At 63.6% G+C, this 25564-nt stretch carries 26 protein-coding genes and 2 tRNA genes; 9 read left to right on the forward strand and 19 right to left on the reverse strand.

The window, feature by feature from the left end; translation table 11 throughout:
* Window positions 1-180: 180 nt before the first annotated feature.
* Together THITHI_RS0102020 and glgB are read right to left on the reverse strand one after the other, a co-directional pair.
* Window positions 181-256: transfer RNA gene (locus THITHI_RS0102020), tRNA-Ala, on the reverse strand.
* A 190-nt stretch (window positions 257-446) separates the two neighbouring features.
* On the reverse strand, window positions 447-2630 hold the full coding sequence (gene glgB, locus THITHI_RS0102025) for a 1,4-alpha-glucan branching protein GlgB (protein WP_018231401.1): 2184 nt from the start codon (window positions 2628-2630) through the stop codon (window positions 447-449).
* 166 nt (window positions 2631-2796) lie between these two features.
* On the opposite strand from glgB, the gene glgC reads away from it, so the two are divergent.
* The 3 genes from glgC (at window position 2797) to malQ (ending at window position 7352) form a co-directional block, all read left to right on the forward strand.
* Window positions 2797-4062, forward strand: a complete 1266-nt coding sequence (gene glgC, locus THITHI_RS0102030) for a glucose-1-phosphate adenylyltransferase (protein ID WP_018231402.1) — start codon at window positions 2797-2799, stop codon at window positions 4060-4062.
* Complete coding sequence (locus tag THITHI_RS0102035) at window positions 4052-5785, forward strand: glycoside hydrolase family 57 protein (RefSeq protein WP_018231403.1); 1734 nt, start codon at window positions 4052-4054, stop codon at window positions 5783-5785. The genes glgC and THITHI_RS0102035 overlap by 11 nt, the downstream gene beginning before the upstream one ends.
* A gap of 61 nt (window positions 5786-5846) precedes the next feature.
* On the forward strand, window positions 5847-7352 hold the full coding sequence (gene malQ / locus THITHI_RS0102040) for a 4-alpha-glucanotransferase (protein WP_026185976.1): 1506 nt from the start codon (window positions 5847-5849) through the stop codon (window positions 7350-7352).
* 133 nt (window positions 7353-7485) lie between these two features.
* Here malQ and THITHI_RS0102045 read toward each other — a convergent pair whose 3' ends face one another.
* A complete protein-coding gene (locus THITHI_RS0102045; protein ID WP_018231405.1) occupies window positions 7486-7998 on the reverse strand; it encodes a DsrE family protein in 513 nt (170 codons plus the stop codon).
* A 209-nt stretch (window positions 7999-8207) separates the two neighbouring features.
* On the opposite strand from THITHI_RS0102045, the gene THITHI_RS0102050 reads away from it, so the two are divergent.
* Window positions 8208-8294, forward strand: a tRNA-Leu gene (locus THITHI_RS0102050).
* Between the two features lie 495 nt (window positions 8295-8789).
* On the opposite strand, the gene THITHI_RS18310 is transcribed toward THITHI_RS0102050, so the two are convergent.
* The 16 genes from THITHI_RS18310 to THITHI_RS0102135 form a co-directional block, all read right to left on the reverse strand.
* Window positions 8790-9902, reverse strand: a complete 1113-nt coding sequence (locus tag THITHI_RS18310; RefSeq protein ID WP_018231407.1) for a phage major capsid protein — start codon at window positions 9900-9902, stop codon at window positions 8790-8792.
* A gap of 13 nt (window positions 9903-9915) precedes the next feature.
* On the reverse strand, window positions 9916-10545 hold the full coding sequence (locus THITHI_RS0102065; RefSeq protein ID WP_018231408.1) for an HK97 family phage prohead protease: 630 nt from the start codon (window positions 10543-10545) through the stop codon (window positions 9916-9918).
* A gap of 141 nt (window positions 10546-10686) precedes the next feature.
* Complete coding sequence (locus THITHI_RS0102070) at window positions 10687-10941, reverse strand: hypothetical protein (RefSeq protein WP_018231409.1); 255 nt, start codon at window positions 10939-10941, stop codon at window positions 10687-10689.
* Window positions 10934-11101, reverse strand: coding sequence for a hypothetical protein (locus THITHI_RS20735; RefSeq protein ID WP_018231410.1), 168 nt, complete (start codon window positions 11099-11101; stop codon window positions 10934-10936). The genes THITHI_RS0102070 and THITHI_RS20735 overlap by 8 nt, the downstream gene beginning before the upstream one ends.
* Window positions 11094-11420, reverse strand: a complete 327-nt coding sequence (locus THITHI_RS20955; RefSeq protein WP_033336892.1) for a hypothetical protein — start codon at window positions 11418-11420, stop codon at window positions 11094-11096. Before THITHI_RS20955 ends, THITHI_RS20735 begins: the two co-directional genes overlap by 8 nt.
* Before the next feature lies 1 nt (window position 11421).
* Complete coding sequence (locus THITHI_RS0102085; protein ID WP_018231412.1) at window positions 11422-11733, reverse strand: P27 family phage terminase small subunit; 312 nt, start codon at window positions 11731-11733, stop codon at window positions 11422-11424.
* Between the two features lie 110 nt (window positions 11734-11843).
* The gene (locus THITHI_RS0102090) at window positions 11844-12056 is read right to left on the reverse strand and encodes a hypothetical protein (protein ID WP_083908636.1); all 213 of its coding nucleotides are present in this window, start codon (window positions 12054-12056) and stop codon (window positions 11844-11846) included.
* Between the two features lie 60 nt (window positions 12057-12116).
* Window positions 12117-12311, reverse strand: a complete 195-nt coding sequence (locus tag THITHI_RS0102095; protein WP_018231414.1) for a hypothetical protein — start codon at window positions 12309-12311, stop codon at window positions 12117-12119.
* A 1-nt stretch (window position 12312) separates the two neighbouring features.
* Entirely contained in the window at window positions 12313-12660 is a 348-nt protein-coding gene (locus THITHI_RS0102100; protein WP_018231415.1) for a hypothetical protein, read from the reverse strand.
* A gap of 165 nt (window positions 12661-12825) precedes the next feature.
* Window positions 12826-13986, reverse strand: coding sequence for an AAA family ATPase (locus tag THITHI_RS0102105; protein WP_018231416.1), 1161 nt, complete (start codon window positions 13984-13986; stop codon window positions 12826-12828).
* Window positions 13983-14813 (reverse strand): PriCT-2 domain-containing protein, encoded by an 831-nt coding sequence (locus THITHI_RS0102110; RefSeq protein WP_033336893.1) that lies wholly within the window; start codon window positions 14811-14813, stop codon window positions 13983-13985. Before THITHI_RS0102110 ends, THITHI_RS0102105 begins: the two co-directional genes overlap by 4 nt.
* On the reverse strand, window positions 14810-15055 hold the full coding sequence (locus THITHI_RS0102115; RefSeq protein WP_018231418.1) for a hypothetical protein: 246 nt from the start codon (window positions 15053-15055) through the stop codon (window positions 14810-14812). The genes THITHI_RS0102110 and THITHI_RS0102115 overlap by 4 nt, the downstream gene beginning before the upstream one ends.
* On the reverse strand, window positions 15055-15252 hold the full coding sequence (locus THITHI_RS0102120) for a helix-turn-helix transcriptional regulator (protein WP_018231419.1): 198 nt from the start codon (window positions 15250-15252) through the stop codon (window positions 15055-15057). Before THITHI_RS0102120 ends, THITHI_RS0102115 begins: the two co-directional genes overlap by 1 nt.
* Before the next feature lie 111 nt (window positions 15253-15363).
* Window positions 15364-15891 carry a hypothetical protein gene (locus THITHI_RS0102125; RefSeq protein WP_018231420.1) on the reverse strand — a complete coding sequence of 176 codons (528 nt, stop codon included), beginning with the start codon at window positions 15889-15891 and terminating at the stop codon, window positions 15364-15366.
* Complete coding sequence (locus THITHI_RS0102130; RefSeq protein WP_018231421.1) at window positions 15888-17129, reverse strand: tyrosine-type recombinase/integrase; 1242 nt, start codon at window positions 17127-17129, stop codon at window positions 15888-15890. Before THITHI_RS0102130 ends, THITHI_RS0102125 begins: the two co-directional genes overlap by 4 nt.
* 376 nt (window positions 17130-17505) lie before the next feature.
* Window positions 17506-19776 carry a PAS domain S-box protein gene (locus THITHI_RS0102135; protein WP_026185979.1) on the reverse strand — a complete coding sequence of 757 codons (2271 nt, stop codon included), beginning with the start codon at window positions 19774-19776 and terminating at the stop codon, window positions 17506-17508.
* 306 nt (window positions 19777-20082) lie between these two features.
* Here THITHI_RS0102135 and queA point away from each other — a divergent pair, with 306 nt between their 5' ends.
* The 5 genes from queA to secF all read left to right on the forward strand — a co-directional run bounded on the left by queA (window position 20083) and on the right by secF (window position 25558).
* A complete protein-coding gene (gene queA / locus THITHI_RS0102140; RefSeq protein WP_026185980.1) occupies window positions 20083-21141 on the forward strand; it encodes a tRNA preQ1(34) S-adenosylmethionine ribosyltransferase-isomerase QueA in 1059 nt (352 codons plus the stop codon).
* Window positions 21142-21144: 3 nt separating this feature from the next.
* Window positions 21145-22260 carry a tRNA guanosine(34) transglycosylase Tgt gene (tgt, locus tag THITHI_RS0102145; RefSeq protein WP_018231424.1) on the forward strand — a complete coding sequence of 372 codons (1116 nt, stop codon included), beginning with the start codon at window positions 21145-21147 and terminating at the stop codon, window positions 22258-22260.
* Between the two features lie 83 nt (window positions 22261-22343).
* On the forward strand, window positions 22344-22673 hold the full coding sequence (yajC, locus tag THITHI_RS0102150; RefSeq protein ID WP_018231425.1) for a preprotein translocase subunit YajC: 330 nt from the start codon (window positions 22344-22346) through the stop codon (window positions 22671-22673).
* A 50-nt stretch (window positions 22674-22723) separates the two neighbouring features.
* The gene (gene secD, locus THITHI_RS0102155) at window positions 22724-24595 is read left to right on the forward strand and encodes a protein translocase subunit SecD (protein ID WP_018231426.1); all 1872 of its coding nucleotides are present in this window, start codon (window positions 22724-22726) and stop codon (window positions 24593-24595) included.
* A 15-nt stretch (window positions 24596-24610) separates the two neighbouring features.
* Window positions 24611-25558, forward strand: a complete 948-nt coding sequence (gene secF, locus THITHI_RS0102160; protein WP_018231427.1) for a protein translocase subunit SecF — start codon at window positions 24611-24613, stop codon at window positions 25556-25558.
* Window positions 25559-25564 lie beyond the last annotated feature (6 nt).

A 25564-nucleotide genomic window follows, 5' to 3' on the forward strand; every position in this document is an offset into this window, starting at 1 on the left:
CCGGGTGATCACCCGCACCCGATGGCAGACTCGGCGGAGATGGCGCGGCCCTGCTACTGGCTGCCGCGCCCTGACGGTTTTTGGAAGAGAGCCGGTTTGGGCAGGAAGGTTTGCCTTACATGCACCCGGCTGTCAAACAGCACGAAAATGGGCTTTTAAGCCCCTGATTTTATGCGAATATGGTGGAGCGGATGGGAGTCGAACCCACGACCTCAGCAGTGCGATTGCTGCGCTCTCCCAACTGAGCTACCGCCCCATAAGCAGCGCATTGTACAAGGGCCCTCATGCCACGGCTAGCCCGGATGTGAGTGGCGGTCGCCCGGGCTTTGCCATCGACGAGGCGCCGTATCGTATTGTGACCGGAGCGGTCAGTTGCAGGATCCCGCTCCCGTGGGCGATATGCCAATGCATGGCCATCGCCCGGAGGACCGGGCTCCTACCGGGGGTCAGGTTTCGCCGGCGCTCAGGATCAAGCCCCCCAATGGGGGCAGGGTGAGCACGATGGAATGGGGGTGTCCCATCCAGGGGATGTCCTCGCTGTGGGCGGCGGGATTGCCCGCGTTGCTGCCCCCATAGTGTTCGGAGTCGGAATTGAGGAGCACCCGATAGGTGCCCGGCCGGGGTACGCCGATCCGATAGCCCTCGCGGGGGACAGGGGTGAAATTCAGGGCCACGATGACCAGATCGTCGTCCGCCCTGCGCAGGAAACTCAGCACCGATTGTGCCGCGTCGTGACAGTCGATCCACTCGAATCCCGGCCAGTCGAAATCGAGCCGGTGCAGGGCGGGGACCTCGCGGTAGAGGCGGTTGAGGTCCGAGACCAGGGCTCCGATGCCCTGGTGCGGCGGGAAGTCCAGCAGATACCAGTCCAACTGGCCGGCTGCATCCCATTCATCGCCCTGGCCGAACTCGGAACCCATGAACAGCAGCTTCTTGCCCGGGTAGGCCCACATGTAGGTATAGAGGAGGCGCAGATTGGCGAAGCGTTGCCATTCGTCGCCCGGCATCCGGTAGAGCAGGGAGCGCTTGCCGTGCACCACCTCGTCATGAGAGAAGGGCAGGACAAAGTTTTCCGTGAAGGCGTACAGCAGGCCGAAGGTGAGCTGGTCGTGATGGAAGTGCCGATGTATCGGATCCTTCCCGAAGTACTCCAGGGTGTCGTGCATCCAGCCCATGTTCCACTTCATGGAGAATCCCAGGCCGCCCAGCCAGGTGGGCCGTGTCACCTGGGGCCATGAGGTGGATTCCTCCGCGACGATCAGTGCGCCGGGATGCTGTCCCTGCACCACGTTGTTCAGTTCCCGGATGAAATCGATGGCCTCCAGGTTCTCGTTGCCCCCGTAGCGGTTCGGCTCCCACTCCCCCGCTTCGCGGGAATAGTCCAGGTAGAGCATGGAGGCCACCGCATCCACCCGCAGGCCGTCGATGTGGAATTCCTCCACCCAGTACAGGGCACTGGAGACGAGAAAGTTCCGGACCTCGTTCCTGCCGTAGTTGAAGATCAGGGTCCCCCACTCACGGTGTTCGCCCTTGCGGGGGTCCTCATGCTCGTAGAGGGCCGAGCCGTCGAAGCGGGCCAGGGCATGGCGGTCTTTGGGGAAATGGCCGGGCGCCCAGTCGAGCAGCACGCCGATGCCGTTTTCGTGACAGTGGTCGACGAAATAGCGGAATTCGTCGGGGGTCCCGAATCGGCTCGTGGGGGCGTAGTACCCGGTGGTCTGGTAGCCCCAGGAGGCGTCGAAGGGATGCTCGGTGATGGGCAGCAGTTCGATGTGGGTGAACCCCATTGCTTTCACGTAGTCCACAAGTGCATGCGCCAGTTCCCGATAGCCGAGAAACTCCCCTTCGGGACCCCGCTTCCAGGACCCCAGGTGCACCTCGTAGATGGACATGGGGCGATGCAGCCACTGGTCCCCGTGGCGCGCGGCGAGCCAGTCGCTGTCACCCCAGTCGTACCGGTCCGGAGCGGGCACCACGCCGGCGGTTCTCGGACGCAGCTCGAACTGTTGCCCATAAGGGTCGGTCTTGATCAGGATCTCGCCCGTATCCCGGTTGCGGATCTCGTACTTGTAGAGGCAACCGGGCTCCAGGCCGGGGATGAAAAGTTCCCAGATGCCGCTTCCGCCCCGCACCCGCATGGGGTGCACTCGCCCGTCCCAGCGGTTGAAATCGCCTACCACGCTGACCCGCTCCGCACCCGGCGCCCACACGGCGAATCGCACGCCCTCCACATCGTCCACGGTGTGACTGTGGGCGCCCATGATGCGGTAGGCATGCCAGTGGCGGCCTTCATTGAACAGGTGAACGTCGAAATCGGGCGTCTGTGGGGCGAAGGCGTAGGGGTCATAGGCCACCTGCTCGTGCCCGTGGCCGTCACTCCAGCGGATACGGTAGGGCCGGTCGGGCAGTGAGTCGCCCTGCCACTGGAACAGGTCCGTGTCGTCCAGCCGCTGCATGGGTGCGTCGGACGCCTCCACCACCCAGGCCTCGACGGCCCGAGGCAACAGGGCCCGAACCAAGCTCTGTCCATCAAGCGGATGGCGTCCGAGCACGGCGAAGGGATCGTGATGACGGGCATCAAGAACTCTTTGAACTTCCGGTGGGATGATGATCTTGGTGGTGACCGACATTTTTGCTCCGAGGATCCTGCCGCCAGATGGCAAATGTAATAGAATTGCAATCGAGGATGCGCATCATGCGCAATGACGCCCCGGTCATCCGTGGCCGTTCCTCCCGGCAGCTTAACATGCCCGTGACGACCCGAAGCCGCCCCACTGAAAGGAGCACTCAAGGGCTATGAAAGCACAATCCCAGCGCTTCGTCAGTCGTATCACGCGGGACACGCTGGCGCTCATCCTCGCGGGCGGCCGGGGATCCCGCCTCAAGCAACTGACCATGTGGCGCGCCAAGCCGGCGGTGCCTTTCGGCGGCAAGTTCCGGATCATCGATTTCCCCCTCTCCAACTGCATCAATTCCGGCATCCGGCAGGTGGGGGTGTTGACCCAGTACAAGGCCCACTCGCTGATTCAGCACATACAGAAGGGGTGGGGCTTTTTGCGCGGCGAGTTCGGGGAGTTCATCGAACTGCTGCCGGCGCAGCAACGCATCGAGACCTCCTGGTATCTGGGTACGGCGGACGCGGTCTACCAGAACCTGGACATCATCCGCCAGCACGCGCCCGGCTATGTGCTGATCCTTGCGGGCGATCACATCTACAAGATGGACTACGGCGACATGATCGCCTATCACGTGGAAACGGGCGCCGACATGACCGTGGGGTGCCTGGAAGTGGATCTGGATACGGCAAGGGCCTTCGGCGTCATGGCCGTCAACGAGAACGGGCGCGTGCGCGAATTCGCGGAGAAACCCGAACAGCCCGCAGCCATGCCCGGTCGGCCGGATCGTGCCCTGGCCTCCATGGGCATCTACGTGTTCAACACGCAGTTCCTGTTCGAGCAGTTGATCAAGGATGCCGATACACCGGGTTCGAGCCGGGATTTCGGCAAGGACATCATCCCCAGCGTGATCGGGCCCTATCGCGTGATGGCGTATCCGTTTCGTGACACCCAGACCGGCAGCCAGGCGTACTGGCGCGACGTGGGCACCATCGATGCCTACTGGGAATCCAACCTGGAACTGATCGGTGTGACGCCCGAGCTCAATCTCTACGACATGGACTGGCCCATCTGGACCTATCAGGAGCAGCTTCCGCCGGCGAAGTTCGTGTTCGACGACGAGGACCGGCGCGGCACGGCGGTGGACTCCATGGTCTCGGGGGGGTGCATCATCTCCGGCGCGACGGTCCGCCACTCCCTGCTGTTCTCCAATGTGCTGGTCAACTCCTACGCCCAGGTGCAGGACAGCGTGGTACTGCCCAACGTGGAGGTGGGCCGCTACTGCCGTATCACCAGGGCGGTCATCGACAAGGGCTGCCGGATCCCGGAAGGCACGGTGATCGGCGAGGACCCCGCCGAGGATGCACGGCGCTTCTACGTGTCGCCGGGCGGGGTGGTGGTGGTCACGCCCGAGATGCTGGGTACCGGCGAACGCTATGTGCGCTGAGCACGCGCGAAGGGCGGCCGGCCGGCCGCTCAGGGTCGTGCTGTGCTGGCATATGCATCAGCCCCAGTACCGGGATGTGGAGAACCGCCGCTACGCGCTGCCCTGGACCTACCTTCACGCCATCAAGGATTACGTGGACATGGCGGCCCACCTGGAGGCGGCCCCGGATGCGCGGGCAGTGGTCAACTTCGCCCCGGTGCTGCTGGAGCAGATCGAAGACTACGCCGCGCAGGTGCGGGACCATCTGGCGCGGGGCGAGGAGATCCGGGATCCCCTGCTGTCGGCCCTGGCCGGCGACCATATGCCCGACGATCCGGCCGGGCGCAGGGCCCTGGCGGAAGCCTGCCTCCATGCCAATCACAAGCATCTGATCGAGCCGTTTCCGCACTTTCACGTTCTGGTGCAGATGGCCCAATGGCTGTGCGATCAGCCGGCGGGGTTCCTGTATCAGTCCGAGGGTTTCTTCGCCGACCTGGTGACGTGGTATCACCTGGCGTGGCTCGGCGAGACGGTGCGGCGCGAGGATGCCCGGGTCCAGTCGCTTATGGACAAGGGCCAGCAGTTCAGTCTCCAGGACCGCCGCTGTCTGCTTGAGGTCATCGGGGAGATCCTTGGCGAGGTGGTGTCGCGTTACCGCCAGTTGGCCGAACAGGGGCGGGTGGAGCTGTCCTTCAGCCCCTATGCCCACCCCATCGTGCCACTGCTGCTGGATCTGCGCGCGGCGCGCGAGGCCGTGCCGGACGCGCCGCTGCCCCGGTGCCGCGCCTATCCGGGCGGCGAGGAACGGGTGCGCTGGCACCTGGAGCGGGGGCTCGAGGTCTTCGAGCGGCACTTCGGCAGGCGCCCAGACGGCTGCTGGCCGTCCGAGGGAGGTGTAAGTACGGCCACGTTACGGCTGCTTGCGGAGTACGGCATTCGCTGGACCGCGAGCGGGGAAAACGTGCTGGCCAACAGCCTGCGCGAGGCGGGAATGCTCGAGGATGGCGAGGACCGCGGCTGGTTGCACCGGCCTTACGTGCTGGAAGGCGCCGATACCGTCTGCTTCTTCCGGGACGACGGCCTGTCCGACGCCATCGGGTTCAGGTATGCCGACTGGCATGCGGATGATGCGGTGGGTGAGTTCATTCATCACCTGGAGAACATCGCGGCGCAGGGCGTTGATCCGGATACGGTGGTGTCCGTGATCCTGGATGGCGAGAATGCCTGGGAATACTACCCGGCCAATGGTTACCACTTTCTCCAGACCCTCTATGCCCGGCTCTCGGCGCACCCCGGATTGCAGATGACCACGTTCTCGGAGTGCCTGGGGGACCTGCCGGGTACCACGAGCCTGTCCCGTGTCGTGGCGGGAAGCTGGGTCCATGGCAGTTTCTCCACCTGGATCGGCGATGCGGAAAAGAACCGGGGATGGGAGATGCTCGTCGAGGCCAAGCAGCGGCTGGACGCGGCGATCCGCGAAGGGCGCCTGGGCGGCGATCGCCTGGAACAGGCCCTGGAACAACTGGCCATCTGCGAGGGTTCGGACTGGTGCTGGTGGTTCGGCGACTACAATCCGGCCTCGGTGGTGAGCGAGTTCGAGCGCCTGTACCGACATCATCTGTCCGTGCTCTATCACCTGATCGACGAACCCGTGCCCGAGAGTCTGACCCGGGTGTTCACCCATGGCGGCGGGCATCCGGCGGCAGGCGGCACCATGCGGCGCGGCACCGCCGGTCACAACTGAAGCGACCGAGACGCGGATATGCCGATCCCCAGGCCCGCGACAACGATATCCGGGAGGATGCGTGCCCAGAACCCATGAAACCCCATCCCCCCTGGACCAGCGCCGTGCCGGCGTCCTGCTGCATCCCACGTCGCTACCGGGGCCGGGACCCGTGGGCACCCTGGGCCTCGATGCCCTGCGCTTCGTGGAGTTTCTTCAGGCCGCGGGCCTGACCGTCTGGCAGATGCTGCCCCTGTCGCAGCCGCACGATGACGGCTCACCGTACCAGTGCATGTCCGTCAATGCGGGAAATATCGATCTGATCTGTCAGCGATCCCTGGTGGAGTGGGGCTGGCTGGACGCCACGGACGAAGACATCGGCCGGCGCAACCCGTTCCATTGCGAACAGCTGCGCCTGGCCCGCCAGGGGTTTCTTGCGGTGGCGGAGGATTCGGAGCGGGAAGGTTTCCAGCACTTCGTTCAACAGCACGCCCACTGGCTGGAGGACTACGCCCTCTATCTGGCTCTGAAGCAGGAACACGGCGGACGTCCCTGGTGGCAGTGGGACGCCGCGCTTCGTGACCGGCACACGGGGGCGCTGCACAAGGTGCGCAAGCGGCTGGATGAAGTGCTCGACCAGTATCGCTTCGAGCAGTACGTATTCTATCGCCAGTGGGGTCTGCTCAAGGAAGCAGCCAACGCACGGGGGATCCTGCTGTTCGGTGACATGCCCATCTTCGTGGCACACGACAGCGCCGATGTCTGGGCCCACCGATGTCTGTTCGATCTCGATGATGCCGGCCAGCCCCGAAGCGTGGCCGGCGTGCCCCCGGACTATTTCTCGGCCACCGGCCAGCGCTGGGGCAATCCCCATTACGACTGGACACGCATGCAGGCGGAAGGCTTTCAATGGTGGATCGAGCGCATCGCCTCGCAGCTGGAACTGGTGGACCTGATGCGTATCGATCATTTCCGCGGTTTCGAGGCCTACTGGTCCATCCCGGCCGATGAGCCCACGGCCATGAACGGGCAATGGGTCGAAGCGCCGGGCGAGGCGTTGTTCCGGACGCTGAAGCAGCGCTTCGGCCGCCTGCCCCTGGTGGCCGAGGACCTGGGCGTGATCACGCCGGAGGTGGAGGCGTTGCGCGACGGATTCGGCCTCCCCGGCATGAAGATTCTGCAGTTTGCTTTTGAGGGCGGGGCGGACAATCCCTATCTGCCCCATGCCCACGAATCCAACTGCGTCGTCTATACGGGCACCCACGACAACGACACCACGGTAGGATGGTTCCAGTCCTGTGACGAGGGACTGCGGAACCATGTGCTGGACTACCTGGGCCAGCCCGCCGAGCCCATGCCCTGGCCGCTCGTGCGCAGTGCATTCGCGTCCGTGGCGCGTCTGGCCGTGGTTCCCCTCCAGGACCTCCTGGGTCTCGATGCGCGCCACCGCATGAACGTGCCCGGGACCACCGAGGGCAACTGGACCTGGCGTTTCACCTGGGATCAGTTCGAGGATGGACTCGACGAAAAGGTGAGGGCAATGGCGGCCATGTACGGCAGGACACCCCAGGCGAAGTCGGAAGGGTGAATTGGGAAGTGCGAAGTCGAGGTCTTTCCCCTCCCACTTCCCAATTCACCCTTCGTACTTATAGTGTCGTGTCCCATGAATATCCTGCGTTTCAGAGCCCCGCTGAAACGCAGGATATTTATGGGAGACGACACTAGGGTATCGCCACCAGACCATAGCCCTGCTGCTGGAAGCCGATCAGGGTGATGAAGGTGTTGTCCACCACGTTCACTGCCTCCAGCACGCCGTCAACCGGCACCTCGAATCGATCCATGGCCACCTTGCAGGCCTCGATGCGGATATGACGCGCGTCCAGGGCTGCCACCGCATCCGCAATCTCCTCGGCGACGATCTGGTCCGCATGGGGAATGGGGCTGCGGTCGCTGCGCAGGTAGCGTACCGCGCCGCCACGCATGGCCACGACGATGCGTCGATCCAGACCCATCTCCTTCAGATCCTCGTCCATCTGCGCCACCAGTTGCAGATAGCGCAGCACCGTGGCGGGTTCCCCGTGGCTCAGATCCACCACACCGCGGAACTCTTCCACGCCCTCGAGAGACACATACCCGCCCGTACCGGCGGATCCGGAGGCAAGGGCAGGGCCGGCCATCAGGGCCAGCACCAGACACAGGGATCGGAACGTGAGGGTGGGGCGTTGCGGGCTCATGAATGGCTCCTGTTCAGGTGGGGGTCGGGGCCCTGCCGGATGAAGGGCGGCGCGCAGGCAGCCAGTGTAAGGGATGCTGCGAAGCGCCACGTCTGGTGCGGTTGATCCGGGTCAGATTCAGGAGAGAGTGCGGACCCCTGGATCCGCCGCGGTACGGGCGTGGCGGCCGCTTTACTCCGGGCGGGATTGCTTTAGACTATCCGTCCCCGGCCGGGATGGCGGAACTGGTAGACGCGCCGGACTCAAAATCCGGTTCTGGCAACAGAGTGCGAGTTCGATTCTCGCTCCCGGCACCACATATAAAACAAGAAGTTACGGACTATCGGGCTAGGCAGGGAATCAGACTCACGGAAGGGCATGTAACCCATATGTAACCCAGTTTGAACCTGCAATAGCCTGCATCGGGTTACACTTCACCCCGGGCCGCCTTCGCCCCCAATGCCGACGCCCACAGGGAAGTCAGCGCACGCGTTGGCGGTCCACCCTCTCCAGGCTGCAATGGCCGCAGCGTGTGCCGTGAGTTCGCCACGGATCACGGATTCGGCAAGCTGCGGGTTGTCGCGCTTGAGGCGTGAGATTAGGTATTGCTGGGAGTCACCATGCTTCAACCTGATATTATCAGCTTGCCTCCTAGCCCCACCATGTCCTTTCGCTGGCTCCACCTGCTCCAGCAGCATGGCCCGGCACTCCTTGTCCTGCCCGCCTTGCACCCATAAAAAAGCCGCCCGGCATCACGCAAGGCGGCTTTACCCTTCGGGCAGGCCGGGTCAGCCCACAGGGTTTACTCGCCCTTAGAAGCTACCATGCACAATCGCAGTCGGAAGGATCACGGTCACCGTGCTGCGCATCTCCGCCCGAATCGTCACCAGGTTCCGCTGGACGTTGGTTTCGTCCTGCTCGAACATCTCCACGGTGACATTCTGCCGATCCCACAGAATGGCCGCCCGGTTGAAGTCGGCCACCAAGAACTGACCTTGCGGCATGGAGTTCGACGGCACCACGGGAAGCCCCCACAGCATCGCAGCAGAGGCCGCAGGGCCGCCCATAAGGTAGCGGTCCTCGTTATCCTTCAGGCGCGTGATTGCTCGCCAGTCAGCGACGTTCAGCACGATGCCGGAGGCGGAATAATCCGCCACCTCCACCTGCTCGATTGCCCGTGACAGGGTATCCAGGTGGGTATCGCCGGTGGCGGGTCCGGTGAAGGCGGTTGCGTTCTGGATCAGGCCGGACATATTCGACCCGGTGCCGTTGCCGGTAAGCACCTGCACTTCCTCGGCCAGCCCGACCCCGTAACGCATCCGCCGATCCAGGTAGAGGCCCAAGGCGGCCTGATCGCTCAATGCCTGCTTGGATACCTTGATGAAGTGCGCGATGGTGCGCACGGGGGCCTCGATCAGTTCAAAGGTCAGATCCGTTTCGGCCTTCTCGGCACCCTCGGACGCCTGGGGCGCGGCATTGTTGGAGAACGCCAGTTCCCGCGTGACCTCCACCAGGTTGGAATCCGCCTGCATGACCGGCAGCAGGTCGCGGATACGCAAGGACCGCTCGGCAGGCATGACAATACCGGGCATCCGGGTCGCGGGACTGAGCGTTGACCCGGGCTGTGCAGGGGAACCTTCATCGCCGGTAAGCGTGTTCTTCGACAGCAGGTCCACGTCCAAGCTCATTTTCACATGCTTGGCGTTGCCCGAGGCCAGGGCCTTGAACTGCTCGGACTCCACCACGGCGCGTCCGAAGTCATGCACGGTCCCGGAGTTCGCGGGACGCATCCCGCCAGCGCCTTTTTGCTCGACCTCGTGAAGCCGATTCTGCAACTCGTGGACGGCCTCGCCCATGGTTTTGATCTTGCCGCCGAACTGCTCAACGGCGGCCTTGTTTTCTTCGATAATCTGCTTGAGTTCCATCGTTCGTACTCCGTCAGGAAGCGAATAGGTTGTTCAGTTCGCGCAGTGCCTCGGCCAGTTCTTCGGCCTCGGCCTGCTCATCGGTTTTGAGAAGTTCGCGGTAGCCGCCGGACATGAGCCGTTTGGCCTGTCTGGCGGACAAGCCGACTTCGCGCAAGGCGGATTCCAGGGTGCGCGGGGAAGTGATATCCACGGACAGATTCTTGACCCCGGTCAGACGGGCACCAGCAGCCGCAGGGACACCCACAAAGCTAATCTCGAATAGATCCAGCTTCTTCAGTATCCGGGCACCATGCGCATAGTCCGCGCCACCCTCGGCAAGCCTGAAGCCGATGGACAGGCCAACGGCGTCTGCCTTCGATAGCTCGTAAGCTTCACGTCCGGCGTCTGTCTTTAGCGCGAGTTGACCGCGTACCAGCAGCCCGGCGTCCGTCTCGCGCACCTCGGACCACTTGCCCGCAACTTTCGATTGATCGTGGTGAAGCAGCATCGCCGGGAGGCGCTTTTTTAGGGTGTCGCTAAACGCACCAGGCATCACCACGTCGCCCTGGGCATCCTGCTCGCCATAGGGCGATGCAATGCCTTCCACGATGCCTTGCGGCGTGGTCGCGGCCTTGAGTTCAAACAGGAGATTTTCAGTCATGGCGACCTCTCCACAGTTAAACGTCCGGCGTTGCCGGTCCTGTGCAGTGCGTCGCGCACTCGCTCCGGTGGGTCTGGCCTCGCACGTCGCGCACGGGCCAGCGGGAGCAATACTGTAAGTTTATACACTGCCCGGGCATTGTCAATGCTCCTTGGGTGCCAGCAGGTCATGAATGCGCTCATCGGCAACGGTCAGCAGCCGGGCAGCGGCCTGGGGTTCACCCGACTCGATATGCTCAACGGCACGGCGGAAGGTGAGTTCCGCCATCTGCAAACTGAGCGCCTGGATATGTATTGTTTTCTCCAGCAGCGTCATGGGGCCTTGCCAGGACTCCGGCAGTGTCTCGCGTGGCGGGGACTCGGGAATCAACTCGTTTACGTCCGCGTAATCACTCATCGGCGGCACCCTCCAGGGCAGCGCGGATATCCCGGGCCAGGGTCTTGAGTGAGTCCGTAAGGTCGGGCACGGACTGCGCGAAGTTCTCGGCCTTCACCTCCAGCGCGGTCAAGGCGGAACCCTCGGCAATGGCGTTCCAATCGGGTGTCTTGTCACTCATGGTCAAGCTCTCCATCGGTCAGCAGCCCGTGACGGGCCAGATACTCACGCTCGGCCTCAGCCTCGGGGCGCGGCTCCGGGGCATCAAACTTCCACCAGGCGTAGGGCCTTGTCCCGGGGTTCGCCTTGATCCACTCGGGCAGCAACACGTCCCGGTGACGTTGCCAGTCCAGGCGCATCCGGTCGTCGTCGCAAACCGTCTCCGGCAGGTAGGTGTGATAGCCAAGTCCCGCCAGCAGGCACGGGCCGTTGAGCAATTCGGACCGGCACCAATCGTCCAGGGCACCGCCCCGCCTCTGTCGTGTTCTGTTCGTCGGCATATCAGGCCACCATCGGCGGGCGGCCCACCGCCTGCAAAGGCTCGACGTCGAAATTCATCTGGCGCATCGTGGCCGCCAGCTGCTTTTCGGCATCGCGGATCGTCGCCAGCAACGGATGCGCCTTGCCATCGACCACCAGACCCTCCCGGGCCACAATCTCGCGGGCTTCACGGGCCAACTGGTGCGCCCGGCAAAGCTGGTGCAGCAACACAAGCCCAGGCGCGTCCTGAATATCGAAATCGTCACGCAGCCGCACGAATATGTCCGCCTCGGGTGCGGCCAGTGTTTCAGGTGGTGCAAATCTGTTCTTCATGCCTTCTTCTCCTTACCCGCGCACGCGGGAATCCTTAGTTGCGATAATTCGTGACTTCCCCTTGCGGTCCTTCAGGCGTTGCCATTCCACTTTCGGACACCCCCTCCCCCTCACTTCTCGCCCGTCCAAGCTCGCGTCCCGTCCGGCTCCGGGCTGTCTGCCAGGTCGGCAGCCGTGACGCCTCTCGCCTGCAGTGCCGCCTTTAGCTTCGCCAGTGCCCGGCGCTCGATGAGTCCCACCAAGGCACCCGACACGCCTAGCTCGGCGCCCACCTCGTCGTGGGTCATCAAGGCCAGGTTGTCGGGCACACGCTTACGCGGCACGTCAGCCCCACCACCCGGCAGCCCATAGAGTCCCGATCAAGGCGGCGTGCACGTCCACGGTCAGCGCTCCATCATCGGCATGGTGCAAATCATCTCCATTAGGTCGCGGGCATGGGCCATTGCCGGGTCGTCCATGCTCATGCGGTCGCGCAGCCGGTCCGCCTCCAGATAAAGCTCTATACGAAAACGGTTGTACGCGTTGCGCTCGGCCTGCGAGAAAGCCTTGTTTGCAGTGCTCCAGAAGGTCGTTTTCATGTCAGCCCCTCGCTCTGCGTCTGGCGGCTTGTCTCTTGGCGCATTCCTCCGGCGCATTGGCAAGCTCCAGGCTGTCCCAGGTTCTGATGTGCGTATCCTCCACCCTGCCGTCGGGCCGCAGCAGGAACGAGTCCGTGTCATCTACCCGGCCTTCCGTTGTCACCGGGTAGACCGCCTGGAAGTAGGGGACTTCGTGTCTAGACGGATCTTCGTACTCAAGCGGAACGAGCTCCCAGGCAAGCACAGGCTCGGGGTCAAACAGCTCGCCGGTTTCAGTATCCACCCACAACCGGAACCAGCCGGGTTGTGCGGGGATAATCGTCGGGGTTGGCATATCGTGGTCGCTCATTCGGTGCCTCCAGTGTCTAATTGCCAATCTGCCGAAACTGATTCTCTGCACAAATGGACTGCACAAATGCCGCACAAATGCCGCTCGAATGCACAAATGAAGTGCGCACACACACACCCCTATAGGGGGGGGTGTGTGCACTTGTGCACTTGTGCAAGCACCCATTCACTTGTGCACCTCCACCAATCCTTTCTTTGGAGAACGGTTTGGGTACTGACCTACAACATCCGTTTTGAGTCGTCCGGCCTTCAACATCTCGCGCATGGCGGCGGCAAACTGCCTTTTGTCGATGCCGTCGAGCAATCCGTATTCTTTGGCCACCTTGGGCGCGTAGGACGGGCTTGCCGTGGATGCTGTGGCGTCTGTGCCCATCTCCGTGAGTTTGCGAAGGGCGCGGAGCACCACGTCTTGCGCGTACTGGGGGCCAAACCGTTGCTTTGGTGCGGCAGACTCGGGAATGAGCACGCCGTCCCGGTACTCGAAGCGGCGCCAGTCCTTGCCGGAGTAATTGGCCTTCCTTCGGGTCAAGTACCGGGTGTCGTCCGTATCGCTTCCCTCATCGGGATCCCCATCGGGCAGGGTTGGCGATAGAAACAGGCGGGAGCGGACAGAGCCTTCCCAAGCGGTGGTTCCCGAGTATTCGGACCCTTGGCCCTTGGCAGGGTGCGCGAGCAGCATCACGGCGGCGCCTTGGGCGGCATTGTCGAGCCATGAGACAAACTGAGTGACCTGGTGGCGGTCGTTCTCGTTGCCTCCGTAGACTCGGGCCGTAGAGTCAAGAATGATTACCTCGGGCTTGGTGTCCGATACCTTCTCTCGAAGCTCCTTCAGTGCGCTTGTAGGGGCCAGGTGCCCATTTATTTGCTCGGCAAGGGTGATGTCAGCGCCGTTACATGGATGGAGCATGAAGCGGCCCTCAAGCTCTCCCATGTCAAGATCCATCCAGCGGCATATATCCTCCTGCCGCCTGTGCAACTCGTCGGCATCATCTTCACCGGCCCACATGAGCACCTTCCGGGATTCCGGGACCTCGTCGAAGTAATCCCGGCCCATTGCAAGGCATGTTCCGAGTGTCTGCGCCAACAGTGTCTTACCCAGCCCACCCAAACCCGCCAACAGGGTTGTGTGTCCCATCGGCACCCATCCCCTGGTGGCCCAAACCCGCTCAGGCGCTTTCACGTCCTTTAGGCGTGCCCAGTCGAGCGGGGCAGGGAAGCCCGAATCCTTGATATCGGCGCTTTTCAGAATCTCCGGCGACTCGCGGTAATCGTTAATGTCCTTTTCTCCTGCGATCCCTTCGGGGAGCAATACTCTTCGGGTCGTCATAGCCTGCCCCCCTGGTCGGCGTCATAGATGATCAGCACCTCTCGCGGCTGGAATCGCTCATCTATGGCGCGGGCTATATCCTCCATGCGTCCGACTCCAAAGGCGCATATTCCGACCGCGTTTCCGTGGTGCCAGTGCCACACAAACGACACGGCATCGGCCCACCCCTCGACCACGGCCCAGGGAATGGACTTGTCCAGGTCATTGCCCAGCAGCAGGGCACCCCCGGACAGTTGCCCGAAGGTCTGTTTCGCACCTTCGGGGTTGATTACCTGCACACCCTGTACCCGGCCTGTAGCTCCCTCACGAATCGGCACCACCAGGCAATCAGCATCGCGGCCAATCACCCGGCCCGATGCCTTCACCCGTCCGGCTCCGGCTGCCCAGGTGATGCCCTTTGCGATTGCGTAGGGATGTGATGCCACGGCTTCGCTGGAACGATCAGCGGCCATCCAGAGGCGCAAGGCATAGGCAAGGGTCGGGGACTCCTGCGGGGACTCCTGCGGCCTCTCCGGCGCTCTCGGTTTGGTGGTGGGCGTGTCGGTTGGTCGCCAGCCGTGTGTGCGGGCCATGTGAATCAGCGTCCCGATGGTCACGGACCTTCCGTTAGGGGCATCGCTAAAGCTCCGCCAGGTTGCACGGGCGGCACGCGGGTCGTAGCGGTCGGACGTTCGGCTCCACTGGTCCCACACGTCCCATGCAGCGCCCCCGAATTCATGATGCAGGGCCATGCCCATCTGCACCCACACGTCGCGGTCGTCGCTCGGAATTGCCGAAAGCATGGCTTGTGCATCGGCCAAGGTTGTTTCACGCAGGCGGGCGGTCATCGCACCACCTCGAGCCGGTGCAGACCGACACGCAAGCGGGCACCGTTGCCCAGCCGCAGGTGGGCGGCGTCACGCTCGACGGCCAGGACCTCCAGGTGTTCGCCGGGGAGGAGATTGCAGGTGACGATGCAGCCGGGCTTGAGGACGGCGGGCGGGGTGGTATCATTCAGGGGCGCGTACAGATCCCCAAGCGCATCGACGTATCCCGCCCCCGGTTGCCGCCGGGGGTTTTTCGTTTTCATCACGCGGCCCCGGCGCTGGTGGACGTCCGAGTGCGGGACTCCAGCCAGGAATCCAGGTCGGCGGCGCGGTATCGCACGCATCGTCCGAGTTTCACGAAGCGGGGGCCAAAGCCTCGAACCCGCCAGGCTTCCAGCGTGGTCCGTTTCAGGCCAAGGCGCTCGGCGGCTTCCTGCGTGGTGAGGGGAAGTTCTGCCATCGCTGCATCCTCATGTGTGGACATGGCGCCCGCCAAAATTCGGCGGGCTTGGATGCAATTGTGGCAAAAAAAGCCAGAAAAACAACGACTTAATAGACAAAGGGCCTTTGTCTATTTAATGGGCGGGCGACCTCTTACTGGCGGGGGAACGCTGAACTCTGACCTCGGAAGGCTCTTGTAAAGCTCGGCAAGGCGGCGTTCCACAGTCTTGCGGCTGGGCGCGGTGTCGGCGTGTCTTTCCTTGGCAAGGTTCAGCGCGTCGGAAACTGTTTCATGGAAGGTGCGGCCCGCCTGGTTGCTCATGTAGAACGACTCCGCCAGGGTCATCACCACGGCGTCGGGCAGGCGTCGGGCCTCTCCGGTCTTCGCGTGTTCGAGCACCCGGGCGCGGCAATCCAGTCCATCCGCGTACGCCTTCATCAGCGGGTCGATGACATCCATCACGGTTTCGATGGTGTGCGGCTCCAGCTCCTTGGCTGCCAGTTCGTTACGGACCAGGAGTCGCATGGCCTCTGCCTGCATCTTGTTGGCATCGGCCACGGACAGATTCAGCAGCCACTCCAACTTCCTTCGGGCCTCTGCCTGTGCGTCCTCATGGCCGTCCGTGATTAGCCGCATGTAGGCGTTAACGATGTTCATGCTTTTCGCTCCAGCGTCACCACGTTGCCGGCCTCGAAGACGCGCTTCTGTTCCTCGAAGAACTGCGCGATCCGGTCGGCCTCGGGCTTGAGGTCGCGCACATCACTCAGGTCCGCGTAGTGGGCGAGGGTGATGTCCTGGTCCTGCTTGTGGTTCATCAGGGCCTTGGTGCGCCACAACTCGACACCTACCTTGGCGGCCACGGTCCGGAATGTTCTTCGCAGATCATGGGCGGTCACGTCCACCCCGGTCTTTTCCGCCAGGATCATCAACTGGCCCCGGCAGTCCTTCAAATGCCCTTTACCGGAGCGGGCGGGGAACACGAACGGGGTCTTGTTCCTGCGGGCCTCGATGATCTCCATGGCCAGGTCCGAAAGCGGGAGGCGAACGTCGGTGCGGTTCTTGGTGTCGGTGAGTCGAAGGCTTGCGTCCTCGATCTGATCCCAGCAGATAGAACGGGCCTCCCCGAGCCTCAATCCGGTAACGGCCAGCAGGGCCACCAGATCGGCAGCGGAGCGCGATGCGGGGGTCAGGGCGGGATCGGCCCTCATGGCCTGCACAGCACTCCACCATTCCCCGAGGCGGTCCAATGGCACCATGCTTTTCTTCGGGGCCACAGCTCGCAGTACGTTGGCGTCACGCAGGACCTCCACGGGGTTGTCCTGGATGATCCGGGTTCCCTCGGGGGTGCGGTAGGTGGCTCCGGCGTAATTCAGCAGGGCGGACAGCACCCGCATGGACTGATTGGCCTGTGCCACGGAGGTCTTGCACTTGGCTTTGTAGCGGGTGAGCACCATGTCCCGCGTGATCTCGGCCACGGGCTTGTCCTTCCACTCGGAAAAGGTGCCATCCAGGTGGTAGCGCACATCCTTTTTGGTGCGTTCCTTGAGCGGTTTTCCGGCCCGGGTGCGACGGCTATCCAGATATGCATCGGTCACGTCCGCCAGGGTCACGGAGAGCGCCTTCTTGCGGCGCTTCTCGGCCACGGGGTTCTTGCCCTCGGCCATGTCTCCGAGTTTGGCCTTGGCCCTCTTGCGGGCCTGGTCGGGGGTGAGCACGCCATGCTTGCCCAAGGTATGGCGCACGGTCTTGCCGTGGATCTTGGCCTGCACAATGTAGGACTTGGCACCCTTGGCGGTGACGCGCAGGCCGAAACCTTGCAGATCATCGTCCCATAGCAGAACATACCCGCTTTGCGGTGCCTGGACGGACTTGATGGTGGTGGCGTTTAGCTTCATGGTCAGAATCCGGTGCGTTCCCGTGTAACCCATATGTAACCCGATTTGAGCGGATTACATCCAAAAGCATCGGATTTAGTATGGTACTAAGTGCCTGATATATCAATAACCATAGGGTTACATAAGACTCCATCATATGGGTACTATGCGGACTCAAAATCCGGTTCTGGCAACAGAGTGCGAGTTCGATTCTCGCTCCCGGCACCAATAAAATCAATATCTTGAGATAAGTTCCTCTGCTTGTTTCTCGCCATGGAAGGCTCGGTGCACGTGCAACAGGGGGCTGTCGCGACGATTCCCGGAGCGGGCGTGGCCCGGGGACACGTCGAACTGAAACCATCTGGGCCGTTTCAACCGTCGCGCTTGCCTTGCGATGTCAGCGTTGTGCGCACGCGACGCGGTTTCGCCCTCGGTCCTTTGCCCGGTAAAGCGCCTTGTCGACCCGGTTCAGCAGCGAATCCGGATCGTCGTCAGGCGCAAGCTCCGATACGCCGAAACTGGCCGTGACGGTGCCCACGCGGTCGAACCGGAAGTCCTCGATGGTCCGGCGCACCTTCTCCGCCACCTTCGCCGCCGCGGCCAGATCGGACTGGGGCAGCAGCACCATGAACTCCTCCCCGCCCCAACGCGCTGCGACGTCGATATTCCGGATGTTCGCGGTGACCAGTCTGACCACGTCCTTCAACACCTCGTCGCCCACTCCATGGCCGAAGGTGTCGTTCACCTTCTTGAAGCGGTCAAGGTCATACATGATCAGCGACAGGGGGGTGCCGTACCTTCGTGCGCGATCGATCTCGTGCTCCAGTATGCGGGTGAGTTCCCTGCGGTTGGCGATGCCGGTCAGCTCATCGGTGGTGGCGAGGACACGGATCTTCTCCTCGGCCTCCTTGCGCTCCGTGATGTCCATGACGACGCTCTGGAAGTGATGGGCCTGACCGTCCGTGTCCCGCTCCACCACGGTGCGCGCGTACACCCAGCGTACCCGGCCGTCGGCGCAGACGATGCGATACTCCTGCTCGAACGAATCCGCATCGGCCTCATAATGGGTCTTGACCTCGGCGGAGACGCGCTCAAGATCGTCCGGATGGATCATCGCGTCATACGTGGTCATCCCTTCCTGCAGATCCTCGGCCGAATAGCCGAACTGCCGGACGTTGTCCGACACCAGATCCAGCGGCCAGCCCGGCTCCACCCGCCAGCGAAACAACACGGTATTGCTGTTCTCGATGATGATCCTGTCCTTTTCGAGCCTGTCCTGGTATCGCCTGCGCTCGGTGATGTCCCGGAAGAACCACACGCGTCCGTAGTGTTCCCCATCCTGCCCATGAACCGGTGCGCTGTACCGATCGAAGGTCCGGCCGTCCCGCAGGCTGATCTCGTCCGAGGCCGTCCAGTTCGGGTCCTTGTACAGCCCTTCGACCCGTTCAAGGAACGCCGCGGGGTCAACGAGATTGTCCAGGACCGTCTGCAGGACCTGATGATCCTCGCCGGTTGCCAGCACGGGCTCGGGAATGCCCCACATGGCCACGAACCGGCGGTTGTAACTGAGGATCCGCCGGTCATTGTCGACGACGAGGATGCCGTCCCGGGACGCCTCGGTCTGTGCTTGGAGCAGCGCCTTCTGGAAAGCGATCTGCTCCGCGTTACGCACCTGCTCGGTCAGGTCAACCAGGGCGCCCACGAACCGGGTGGGGACCCCGGCGGCATTCCGGATGATGTGGGCCCGGTCGAGCAGATGAACGTAGGCGCCGTCAGCTCGACGGAAGCGGTACTCGACGGCCCATGAGCGATCACCGCCGTGCACCGCCCCGCGCACCTTGTCGACTGCCTGGTCGCGGTCGTCGGGATGAACGAGATCCTTCCACCAGTGGAACCTCGCACCGATCTGATCGGGGTCATAGCCGAAGGCGACCTTCAGGTTATCGTTCCACCAGAGTTCACCCGTGGTGAGGTCGTAATCCCAGATCCCGTCCCGGGTGGCCTGGCTGATCAGGTCGAAGCGTTCCCGCAACAGGAGCAACGCTTCCTCGGCGTGCTTGCGGGCCGTGATGTCGGTCTCGATGGAAACGAACCTTGTGACGATACCGGATTCATCGTGGATTGCGTGCACCTCGATTGCCGAGCAGTGGCGTCGGCCTGATTTGCTGTAGGTGATGAGTTCGCTGTTGAAATCCTGACCCCTTCGAAGTTGCTCGAACATGAAGGCGACCGTGGCCGGGTCCGTGTCCGGACCGTGCAGCAACTGGTCGGGCCGTTTCCCGAGCGCCTCATCCATTGTGTACCCGGTGATCCGGGTGAAGGCGTCATTGACCCATTCGATGCGGGCCTGCGGATCGGCGATGAGCACGCTGCTTGAGATCCGGGCGGGGACCAGGGCGAGTTTCTCCAGCCCGTTGTTCCGGTCCATGGCTCTTCGACGCGCGACAAAGACCGCGGATCCCGCGAACAGGCTGAACAGGAATGCAATGCCCAGGGTGATCGACCATGTTTCGCGGAGGGAGGCGATCCGTGCCTGATCACCCGCGTAGAGGATCAGGCCGGGGATCAGTGCGGCGAGAAACACCACGGTGCCCGAGATCAGGGCGTCACGCACCGGGCGAATGTGCAACCGGCGCTTGCTCGTGCAAGTGGCGGTGGATTCGTTCATGGGTGACGTCCCCGAAGGAGACAGACCCGGGGCCGGGTCGGATCGCCATGCCATCCCTCGTGTTCGAATCGGAGCATGCGGAGCCCAGCCCTGATGGTGTGATGGATGCGACGGCACTAAGCAGAAACTAGCATGTGAAAGACAGGTTGCCCGCAAACCCTTAATAAGAGAATGTATTATGGGCGGTGTTACGGGTCGCAATGCCATGCCCCTTCGCCGGCATGGTTCCCCGGCCGCGTCCGGCCGTTCGTCCCGGACGGCCGGTCCGGGCGCCCCGTGCGGCGGCTTCTGTTAACATCGCGCGCCATGCGATTGAGCGACTTCCACTATGATCTGCCCCGGGAACTGATTGCCCAGCGTCCCCTGGCCGAACGCTCGGCTTCCCGCCTGCTGTGCCTCGATCGGGAATCGGGGGCGCTGGCGGATCGGTTGTTCCGGGACCTGCCGGCGCTGCTTCACCCCGGGGACCTGCTGGTATTCAACGACACCCGGGTCATCCCCGCGCGGCTCCTGGGCCGCAAGCGGGACACGGGCGGCCGGGTGGAAGTCCTGGTGGAGCGGGTGCTGGACGCGCACCGGGTGCTGGCCCATGTGCGGGCGAGCAAGTCCCCCGCCGAGGGGGTGGTGTTGTGGCTCGAGGAGGCGGTCGAGGCCCGGGTGGAAGGGCGTGAAGGGGACCTGTTTCGGCTGTGCTTTTATGGGGAGGCGGAGGCGCTGCAACTGCTCGAGCGTCACGGGCACATGCCCTTGCCGCCCTACATCGAGCGTTCCGACACGCCCGAGGATCGCAGCCGGTATCAGACCGTATTCGCCGCCCGACCGGGGGCCGTGGCCGCGCCCACGGCCGGCCTGCACTTTGACGAAGGCATCATGGAGCAGATCAGTGCCCGGGGCGTGGAGACGGCCCGGGTGACGCTGCACGTGGGGGCCGGCACCTTCCAGCCGGTGCGGGCGGAGGATCCGGACCGCCACGAGATGCACTCCGAGTGGATGGAGGTCAGCCGGCAGGTCTGCGAACAGGTGGCGGCCTGCCGTGCGCGGGGCGGACGGGTGGTGGCAGTGGGCACCACGGCCGTGCGCAGCCTTGAGTCCGCCGCCGCGTCGGGCATACTGCGGCCCTTCACCGGGGATACGCGTCTGTTCATCAGCCCCGGCTATGAATTCCGGGTGGTGGATGCCCTGATCACCAATTTCCATTTGCCGGAATCCACCCTGCTGATGCTGGTGTGCGCCTTTGCCGGCCATGGTCCCGTCATGAACGCGTATCGCCATGCGGTGGCCCGGCGTTACCGGTTCTTCAGCTACGGGGATGCCATGTGGATCGGGGCAGTGGCACGGGATTTCAAAGGGAAGGCGGGTTGCTGAATCATGCGGTTTGATCTGATTTCGACTGACGGTGCCGCGCGGCGGGGGCGGCTCACGTTTGCGCGGGGGACCGTGGAGACGCCGGCATTCATGCCCGTGGGGACTTACGGCACCGTCAAGGCGATGACGCCGGAGGAGCTGGAGGAGACCGGCGCCGAGATCATCCTGGGCAATACGTTTCACCTCATGCTCCGCCCCGGTACGGAGGTGATACAGGCCCACGGGGACCTGCATGATTTCATGCACTGGGAGCGCCCGATTCTGACGGACTCAGGGGGTTTTCAGGTATTTTCCCTGGCGGAACTGCGCAAGATCACGGAGGAAGGCGTCAAGTTCCGGTCGCCGGTGGACGGCGCGGAGATCCTGCTCACCCCCGAGCGCTCCATGGCGGTGCAGCGGGCCCTGGGCGCGGATATCGTCATGATCTTTGACGAGTGCACCCCGTACCCGGCCACGGAGGAGGAGGCCCGGGCGTCCATGGAGTTGTCGCTGCGCTGGGCCGCCCGCTCCCGGGAGGCCCATGGTGACAGCCCTTCGGCCCTGTTCGGCATCGTCCAGGGGGGCATGTATCCGGGCCTTCGCCGCCGTTCACTGGAGGGGCTTCGGGTCGTGGGATTCGACGGCTACGCCATCGGGGGGCTCAGCGTGGGCGAGGGCATGGCCGAGCGGCATCAGGTGCTGGATGCGCTCCTGCCGGAGATGCCCGGCGACCGGCCCCGTTACCTGATGGGGGTCGGCAAGCCCGAGGACCTGGTGGAGGCGGTGCGCCGGGGTGTCGACATGTTCGACTGCGTGATCCCCACGCGCAATGCGCGCAACGGTTTCCTGTACACGCGGGAAGGCGTGATGCGCATCCGCAACAGCCGTTACCGGGACGATACCGGCCCCATCGATCCCGGCTGTACATGCTATGCATGCAGAAACTACTCCCGGGCCTATCTCAAGCACCTGGAAAAGTGCAACGAAATCCTGGGTGCGCGGCTCGCCACCATTCACAATCTGCACTACTACCAGACCCTCATGCGGGAGATGCGCGAGGCCATCGCCGCCGGCGGCCTGGACGCCTGGGTGGCGGAGTTCCACCGCCTGCGCTCGCAACCGGCGGCGTCTGTGCCATAATACCGGCCTTTGCCTGAGGCGGGCCCGGGCGCGCGGCCCAAAAGCCGGTTCAAGTACGTCCCATAGACAGAGGAGTCCAGCACATGAATTTCTTCATCGCGGATGCCGCAGCCCAGAGCGGGCAGGGCCAGGGCGGGCTCGGCATCGATTTCCTGATCATGATCGCGGTGTTCTTCGCGATCATGTATTTCCTTATCATTCGCCCCCAGACCAGACGGGCCAAGGAACACAAGGCGCTCGTGGAAGGTCTGTCCAAGGGTGACGAGGTGGTCACCGCCGGCGGACTGCTCGGACGGGTGACGGAACTCGACGAGAACTTCATTCGTGTCGAACTTGCCGAAGGCGTGCAGGTCACTGTACAGCGCCAGGCCGTGACCGCCGTGATGCCCAAGGGCACGCTCAAGGGCATCTGACCGTCACCTGTTTCTGCCCGTACCCGTTCTGACAGTTCCCCGGACGCCCCATGCTCAATCAGTATCCGCTTTGGAAGTACGTGCTCATCGTCGCCGTCGTGCTGGTGGGCGCCCTGTATGCGTTTCCCAACGTGTTCCCCGAGGATCCGGCGGTGCAGATCTCCAATTCCGCCACGGACGAGGTGGACGAGGCGACCCGCCGTCAGGTGGAGGCGGTGCTCGCCGCGCGTGGCCTCACGACCCGGACGGGACTGGAGTACGACGGTCGGCAGGTGCTGCTGCGCTTCGACAGCACGGATGATCAGCTTCAGGCGGCGGATCTGCTGCGAACGGCGCTGGTGGGCACCAACAACGTCGTGGCCCTGAGCCTGGCGCCTGCGACTCCGAACTGGCTGGACGTGGTCAACGCGCGCCCCATGTCCCTGGGGCTGGACCTGCGTGGCGGCGTGCATTTTCTCATGGAAGTGGACATGGACGCGGTCACCACCGCGGCCCATGAGCGTTACGTGGGCGAGTTCCGCACCCTGCTGCGTGACGAGCGCATCCGCTACCTGAGCGTGGAACGGGAGAGCGACGGGGTCAGCGTGCGTTTCCGGGACGCACAGGACCGCGATCAGGCCTATGATTTCCTGCGTCGCGAGTATCGGGGCGACCTGAACTTCAGCACGTCCCAGGTGGGCGAGACGGCGATCCTCTCGGCGACGCTCAGCCAGGAGAACCTGACCGACCAGCGCCGCCTGGCTCTGCAGCAGAACATCACCACCCTGAGGAACCGGGTGGACGAACTGGGTGTCTCCGAACCCATCGTCCAGCAGCAGGGCGAGGACCGCATCGTCGTGCAGCTGCCCGGCGTGCAGGACACGGCCCGGGCCAAGGAGATCCTGGGCGCCACGGCGACCCTCGAATTCCGGCTGGTGGACGAGGACAACGACCCTTACGAGGCCCAGGCCACCGGCCGCACGCCGTCGGGCTCGCGCCTGTACCGGGAACGTGACGGCAGCCCCGTGCTGCTGCGCCGCCAGGTGATGCTCACCGGCGACTACATCACCGACGCCTCCTCGGGTATCGCCCAGGATACCGGAGGGCCGGCCGTATTCATCAACCTGGATGCCCAGGGCGCGCGGATCTTCAGCCGGGTGACCGGCGAGAATATCGGCAGACTCATGGGCACGGTGTTCATCGAGACCAAGACGGAGACCGTCGAGGAAGACGGTGAAATGGTGCGGCGCACCACGCGCACCGAAGAGGTCATCAACGTGGCCCGGATCCAGGATCAGCTGGGTCGTCGCTTCCAGATCACCGGACTCGAAAGTACCCGCGAGGCCCGCAACCTGGCGCTCCTGCTGCGCGCCGGCGCCCTGGCCGCGCCCATGATGATCGTCGAGGAACGGACCGTGGGGCCGAGCCTCGGCCGGGACAACATCGAACGCGGATTCAACTCGGTGGTGATCGGGTTCATCCTGGTGCTCGTGTTCATGGGCCTTTACTACCGGGTCTTCGGTCTGGTGGCCAACCTGGCGCTGGCCCTCAATCTGGTGCTGATCGTGTCGGTGTTGTCGATGCTCCAGGCGACGCTGACGCTGCCTGGTATCGCGGGCATCGTGCTCACCGTGGGCATCGCGGTGGATGCCAATGTGCTCATCTTCGAGCGCATACGGGAGGAACTGCGAAACGGCAACTCCCCGCAGGCGGCCATCTCCTCCGGTTACGCCCGTGCCCTTTCCACCATTGTGGACGCCAACATCACCACGCTGATCGCCGCGCTGGTGCTGTTCATGTTCGGTACCGGTCCCATCAAGGGCTTCGCCATCACGCTGTCCATCGGGATCCTGGTGTCCATGTTCACCGCGATCATGGTGACCCGGAGCATCATCAATCTCGTCTATGGCCGCAGACGCCGCCTCCAGGCGCTGGCCATCTGACGCGGAGTACGTTCCATGCTGAATTTTGCGAATGCAAATATCGATTTCATGGGCCGGCGCCGTATCGCGCTGGTCATCTCGGCGATCCTGATCCTCGGCTCCATCCTGCTGCTGGCCACCCGGGGGCTCAACTTCGGCATCGACTTCACCGGCGGGACGGTCATCGAGGTGGGCTATCCGGAGCCGGTGGCCCTGGAGGAAGTGCGCGAGCAGCTGGAGTCCGGGGGATACGGCCGGGCGATCGTGCAGTATTTCGGCACATCCCAGGACATCCTCATCCGCCTGGCGCCCCGGGAGGGTGAGGACTCCGCCGAGCTGTCCACCGAGGTGATCCGGGTCCTGGGGGCGGGCCCGGGCACGGACATCGATCTGCGGCGCGTGGAGTTCGTGGGGCCTCAGGTGGGCGAGGAGCTGCGCGAACAGGGCGGACTGGCCATGCTCTATGCCATGTTCGGCATCCTGATCTACGTGGCCCTGCGCTTTGAATGGCGATTCTCGGTGGGTTCCGTGCTGGCGCTGGTGCACGACGTGCTGATCACCCTGGGGATCTTCTCCCTGATCCAGGCGGAGTTCGATCTGTCGGTGCTGGCGGCCATCCTCGCGGTGATCGGCTATTCGCTCAACGACACCATCGTGGTCTATGACCGAATCCGGGAGAACTTCCGCAAGCTGCGCAAGGAGCACGCGGAAGCCGTGATGAACAAATCAGTGAACCAGATGCTCTCGCGCACCATCATCACCAGCGGCACCACGCTCCTGGTGCTGCTGGCACTGTTCTTCCTTGGCGGGGCGGTGATCAACAACTTCGCCCTGGCGCTGATCATCGGCGTCCTGGTGGGCACCTACTCGTCCATCTACATCGCGGCCGCGCTGGCCCTGGTCATGGGTGTGGACCGTACGGTGATGCTGCCGGTGAAGAAAGAGGGGGAGGAGACGGCCCCGGCCGGCGAGGAACGGCCGTAAGGCCGA

Origin of the sequence: Thioalkalivibrio thiocyanodenitrificans ARhD 1 (genome assembly GCF_000378965.1) — a bacterium.
Lineage (GTDB): Bacteria > Pseudomonadota > Gammaproteobacteria > Ectothiorhodospirales > Ectothiorhodospiraceae > Thioalkalivibrio_A > Thioalkalivibrio_A thiocyanodenitrificans.

What these genes read in the sequence shown, in the direction of transcription:
- THITHI_RS0102100 (WP_018231415.1), bottom strand. Translation starts at nt 12,660, where the DNA reads ATGAGCGACCACGATATGCCAACCCCGACGATTATCCCCGCACAACCC.
- THITHI_RS0102070 (WP_018231409.1), bottom strand. Translation starts at nt 10,941, where the DNA reads ATGAGTGATTACGCGGACGTAAACGAGTTGATTCCCGAGTCCCCGCCA.
- glgC (WP_018231402.1), top strand. Translation starts at nt 2,797, where the DNA reads ATGAAAGCACAATCCCAGCGCTTCGTCAGTCGTATCACGCGGGACACG.
- THITHI_RS0102035 (WP_018231403.1), top strand. Translation starts at nt 4,052, where the DNA reads ATGTGCGCTGAGCACGCGCGAAGGGCGGCCGGCCGGCCGCTCAGGGTC.
- THITHI_RS0102130 (WP_018231421.1), bottom strand. Translation starts at nt 17,129, where the DNA reads ATGAAGCTAAACGCCACCACCATCAAGTCCGTCCAGGCACCGCAAAGC.
- queA (WP_026185980.1), top strand. Translation starts at nt 20,083, where the DNA reads ATGCGATTGAGCGACTTCCACTATGATCTGCCCCGGGAACTGATTGCC.
- THITHI_RS0102135 (WP_026185979.1), bottom strand. Translation starts at nt 19,776, where the DNA reads ATGAACGAATCCACCGCCACTTGCACGAGCAAGCGCCGGTTGCACATT.
- THITHI_RS0102065 (WP_018231408.1), bottom strand. Translation starts at nt 10,545, where the DNA reads ATGACTGAAAATCTCCTGTTTGAACTCAAGGCCGCGACCACGCCGCAA.
- THITHI_RS20955 (WP_033336892.1), bottom strand. Translation starts at nt 11,420, where the DNA reads ATGCCGACGAACAGAACACGACAGAGGCGGGGCGGTGCCCTGGACGAT.
- THITHI_RS0102045 (WP_018231405.1), bottom strand. Translation starts at nt 7,998, where the DNA reads ATGAGCCCGCAACGCCCCACCCTCACGTTCCGATCCCTGTGTCTGGTG.
- THITHI_RS0102085 (WP_018231412.1), bottom strand. Translation starts at nt 11,733, where the DNA reads ATGAAGAACAGATTTGCACCACCTGAAACACTGGCCGCACCCGAGGCG.
- tgt (WP_018231424.1), top strand. Translation starts at nt 21,145, where the DNA reads ATGCGGTTTGATCTGATTTCGACTGACGGTGCCGCGCGGCGGGGGCGG.
- THITHI_RS0102125 (WP_018231420.1), bottom strand. Translation starts at nt 15,891, where the DNA reads ATGAACATCGTTAACGCCTACATGCGGCTAATCACGGACGGCCATGAG.
- secF (WP_018231427.1), top strand. Translation starts at nt 24,611, where the DNA reads ATGCTGAATTTTGCGAATGCAAATATCGATTTCATGGGCCGGCGCCGT.
- THITHI_RS0102110 (WP_033336893.1), bottom strand. Translation starts at nt 14,813, where the DNA reads ATGACCGCCCGCCTGCGTGAAACAACCTTGGCCGATGCACAAGCCATG.
- THITHI_RS20735 (WP_018231410.1), bottom strand. Translation starts at nt 11,101, where the DNA reads ATGAGTGACAAGACACCCGATTGGAACGCCATTGCCGAGGGTTCCGCC.
- THITHI_RS0102120 (WP_018231419.1), bottom strand. Translation starts at nt 15,252, where the DNA reads ATGGCAGAACTTCCCCTCACCACGCAGGAAGCCGCCGAGCGCCTTGGC.
- yajC (WP_018231425.1), top strand. Translation starts at nt 22,344, where the DNA reads ATGAATTTCTTCATCGCGGATGCCGCAGCCCAGAGCGGGCAGGGCCAG.
- secD (WP_018231426.1), top strand. Translation starts at nt 22,724, where the DNA reads ATGCTCAATCAGTATCCGCTTTGGAAGTACGTGCTCATCGTCGCCGTC.
- THITHI_RS0102115 (WP_018231418.1), bottom strand. Translation starts at nt 15,055, where the DNA reads ATGAAAACGAAAAACCCCCGGCGGCAACCGGGGGCGGGATACGTCGAT.
- THITHI_RS0102095 (WP_018231414.1), bottom strand. Translation starts at nt 12,311, where the DNA reads ATGAAAACGACCTTCTGGAGCACTGCAAACAAGGCTTTCTCGCAGGCC.
- glgB (WP_018231401.1), bottom strand. Translation starts at nt 2,630, where the DNA reads ATGTCGGTCACCACCAAGATCATCATCCCACCGGAAGTTCAAAGAGTT.
- THITHI_RS18310 (WP_018231407.1), bottom strand. Translation starts at nt 9,902, where the DNA reads ATGGAACTCAAGCAGATTATCGAAGAAAACAAGGCCGCCGTTGAGCAG.
- THITHI_RS0102105 (WP_018231416.1), bottom strand. Translation starts at nt 13,986, where the DNA reads ATGACGACCCGAAGAGTATTGCTCCCCGAAGGGATCGCAGGAGAAAAG.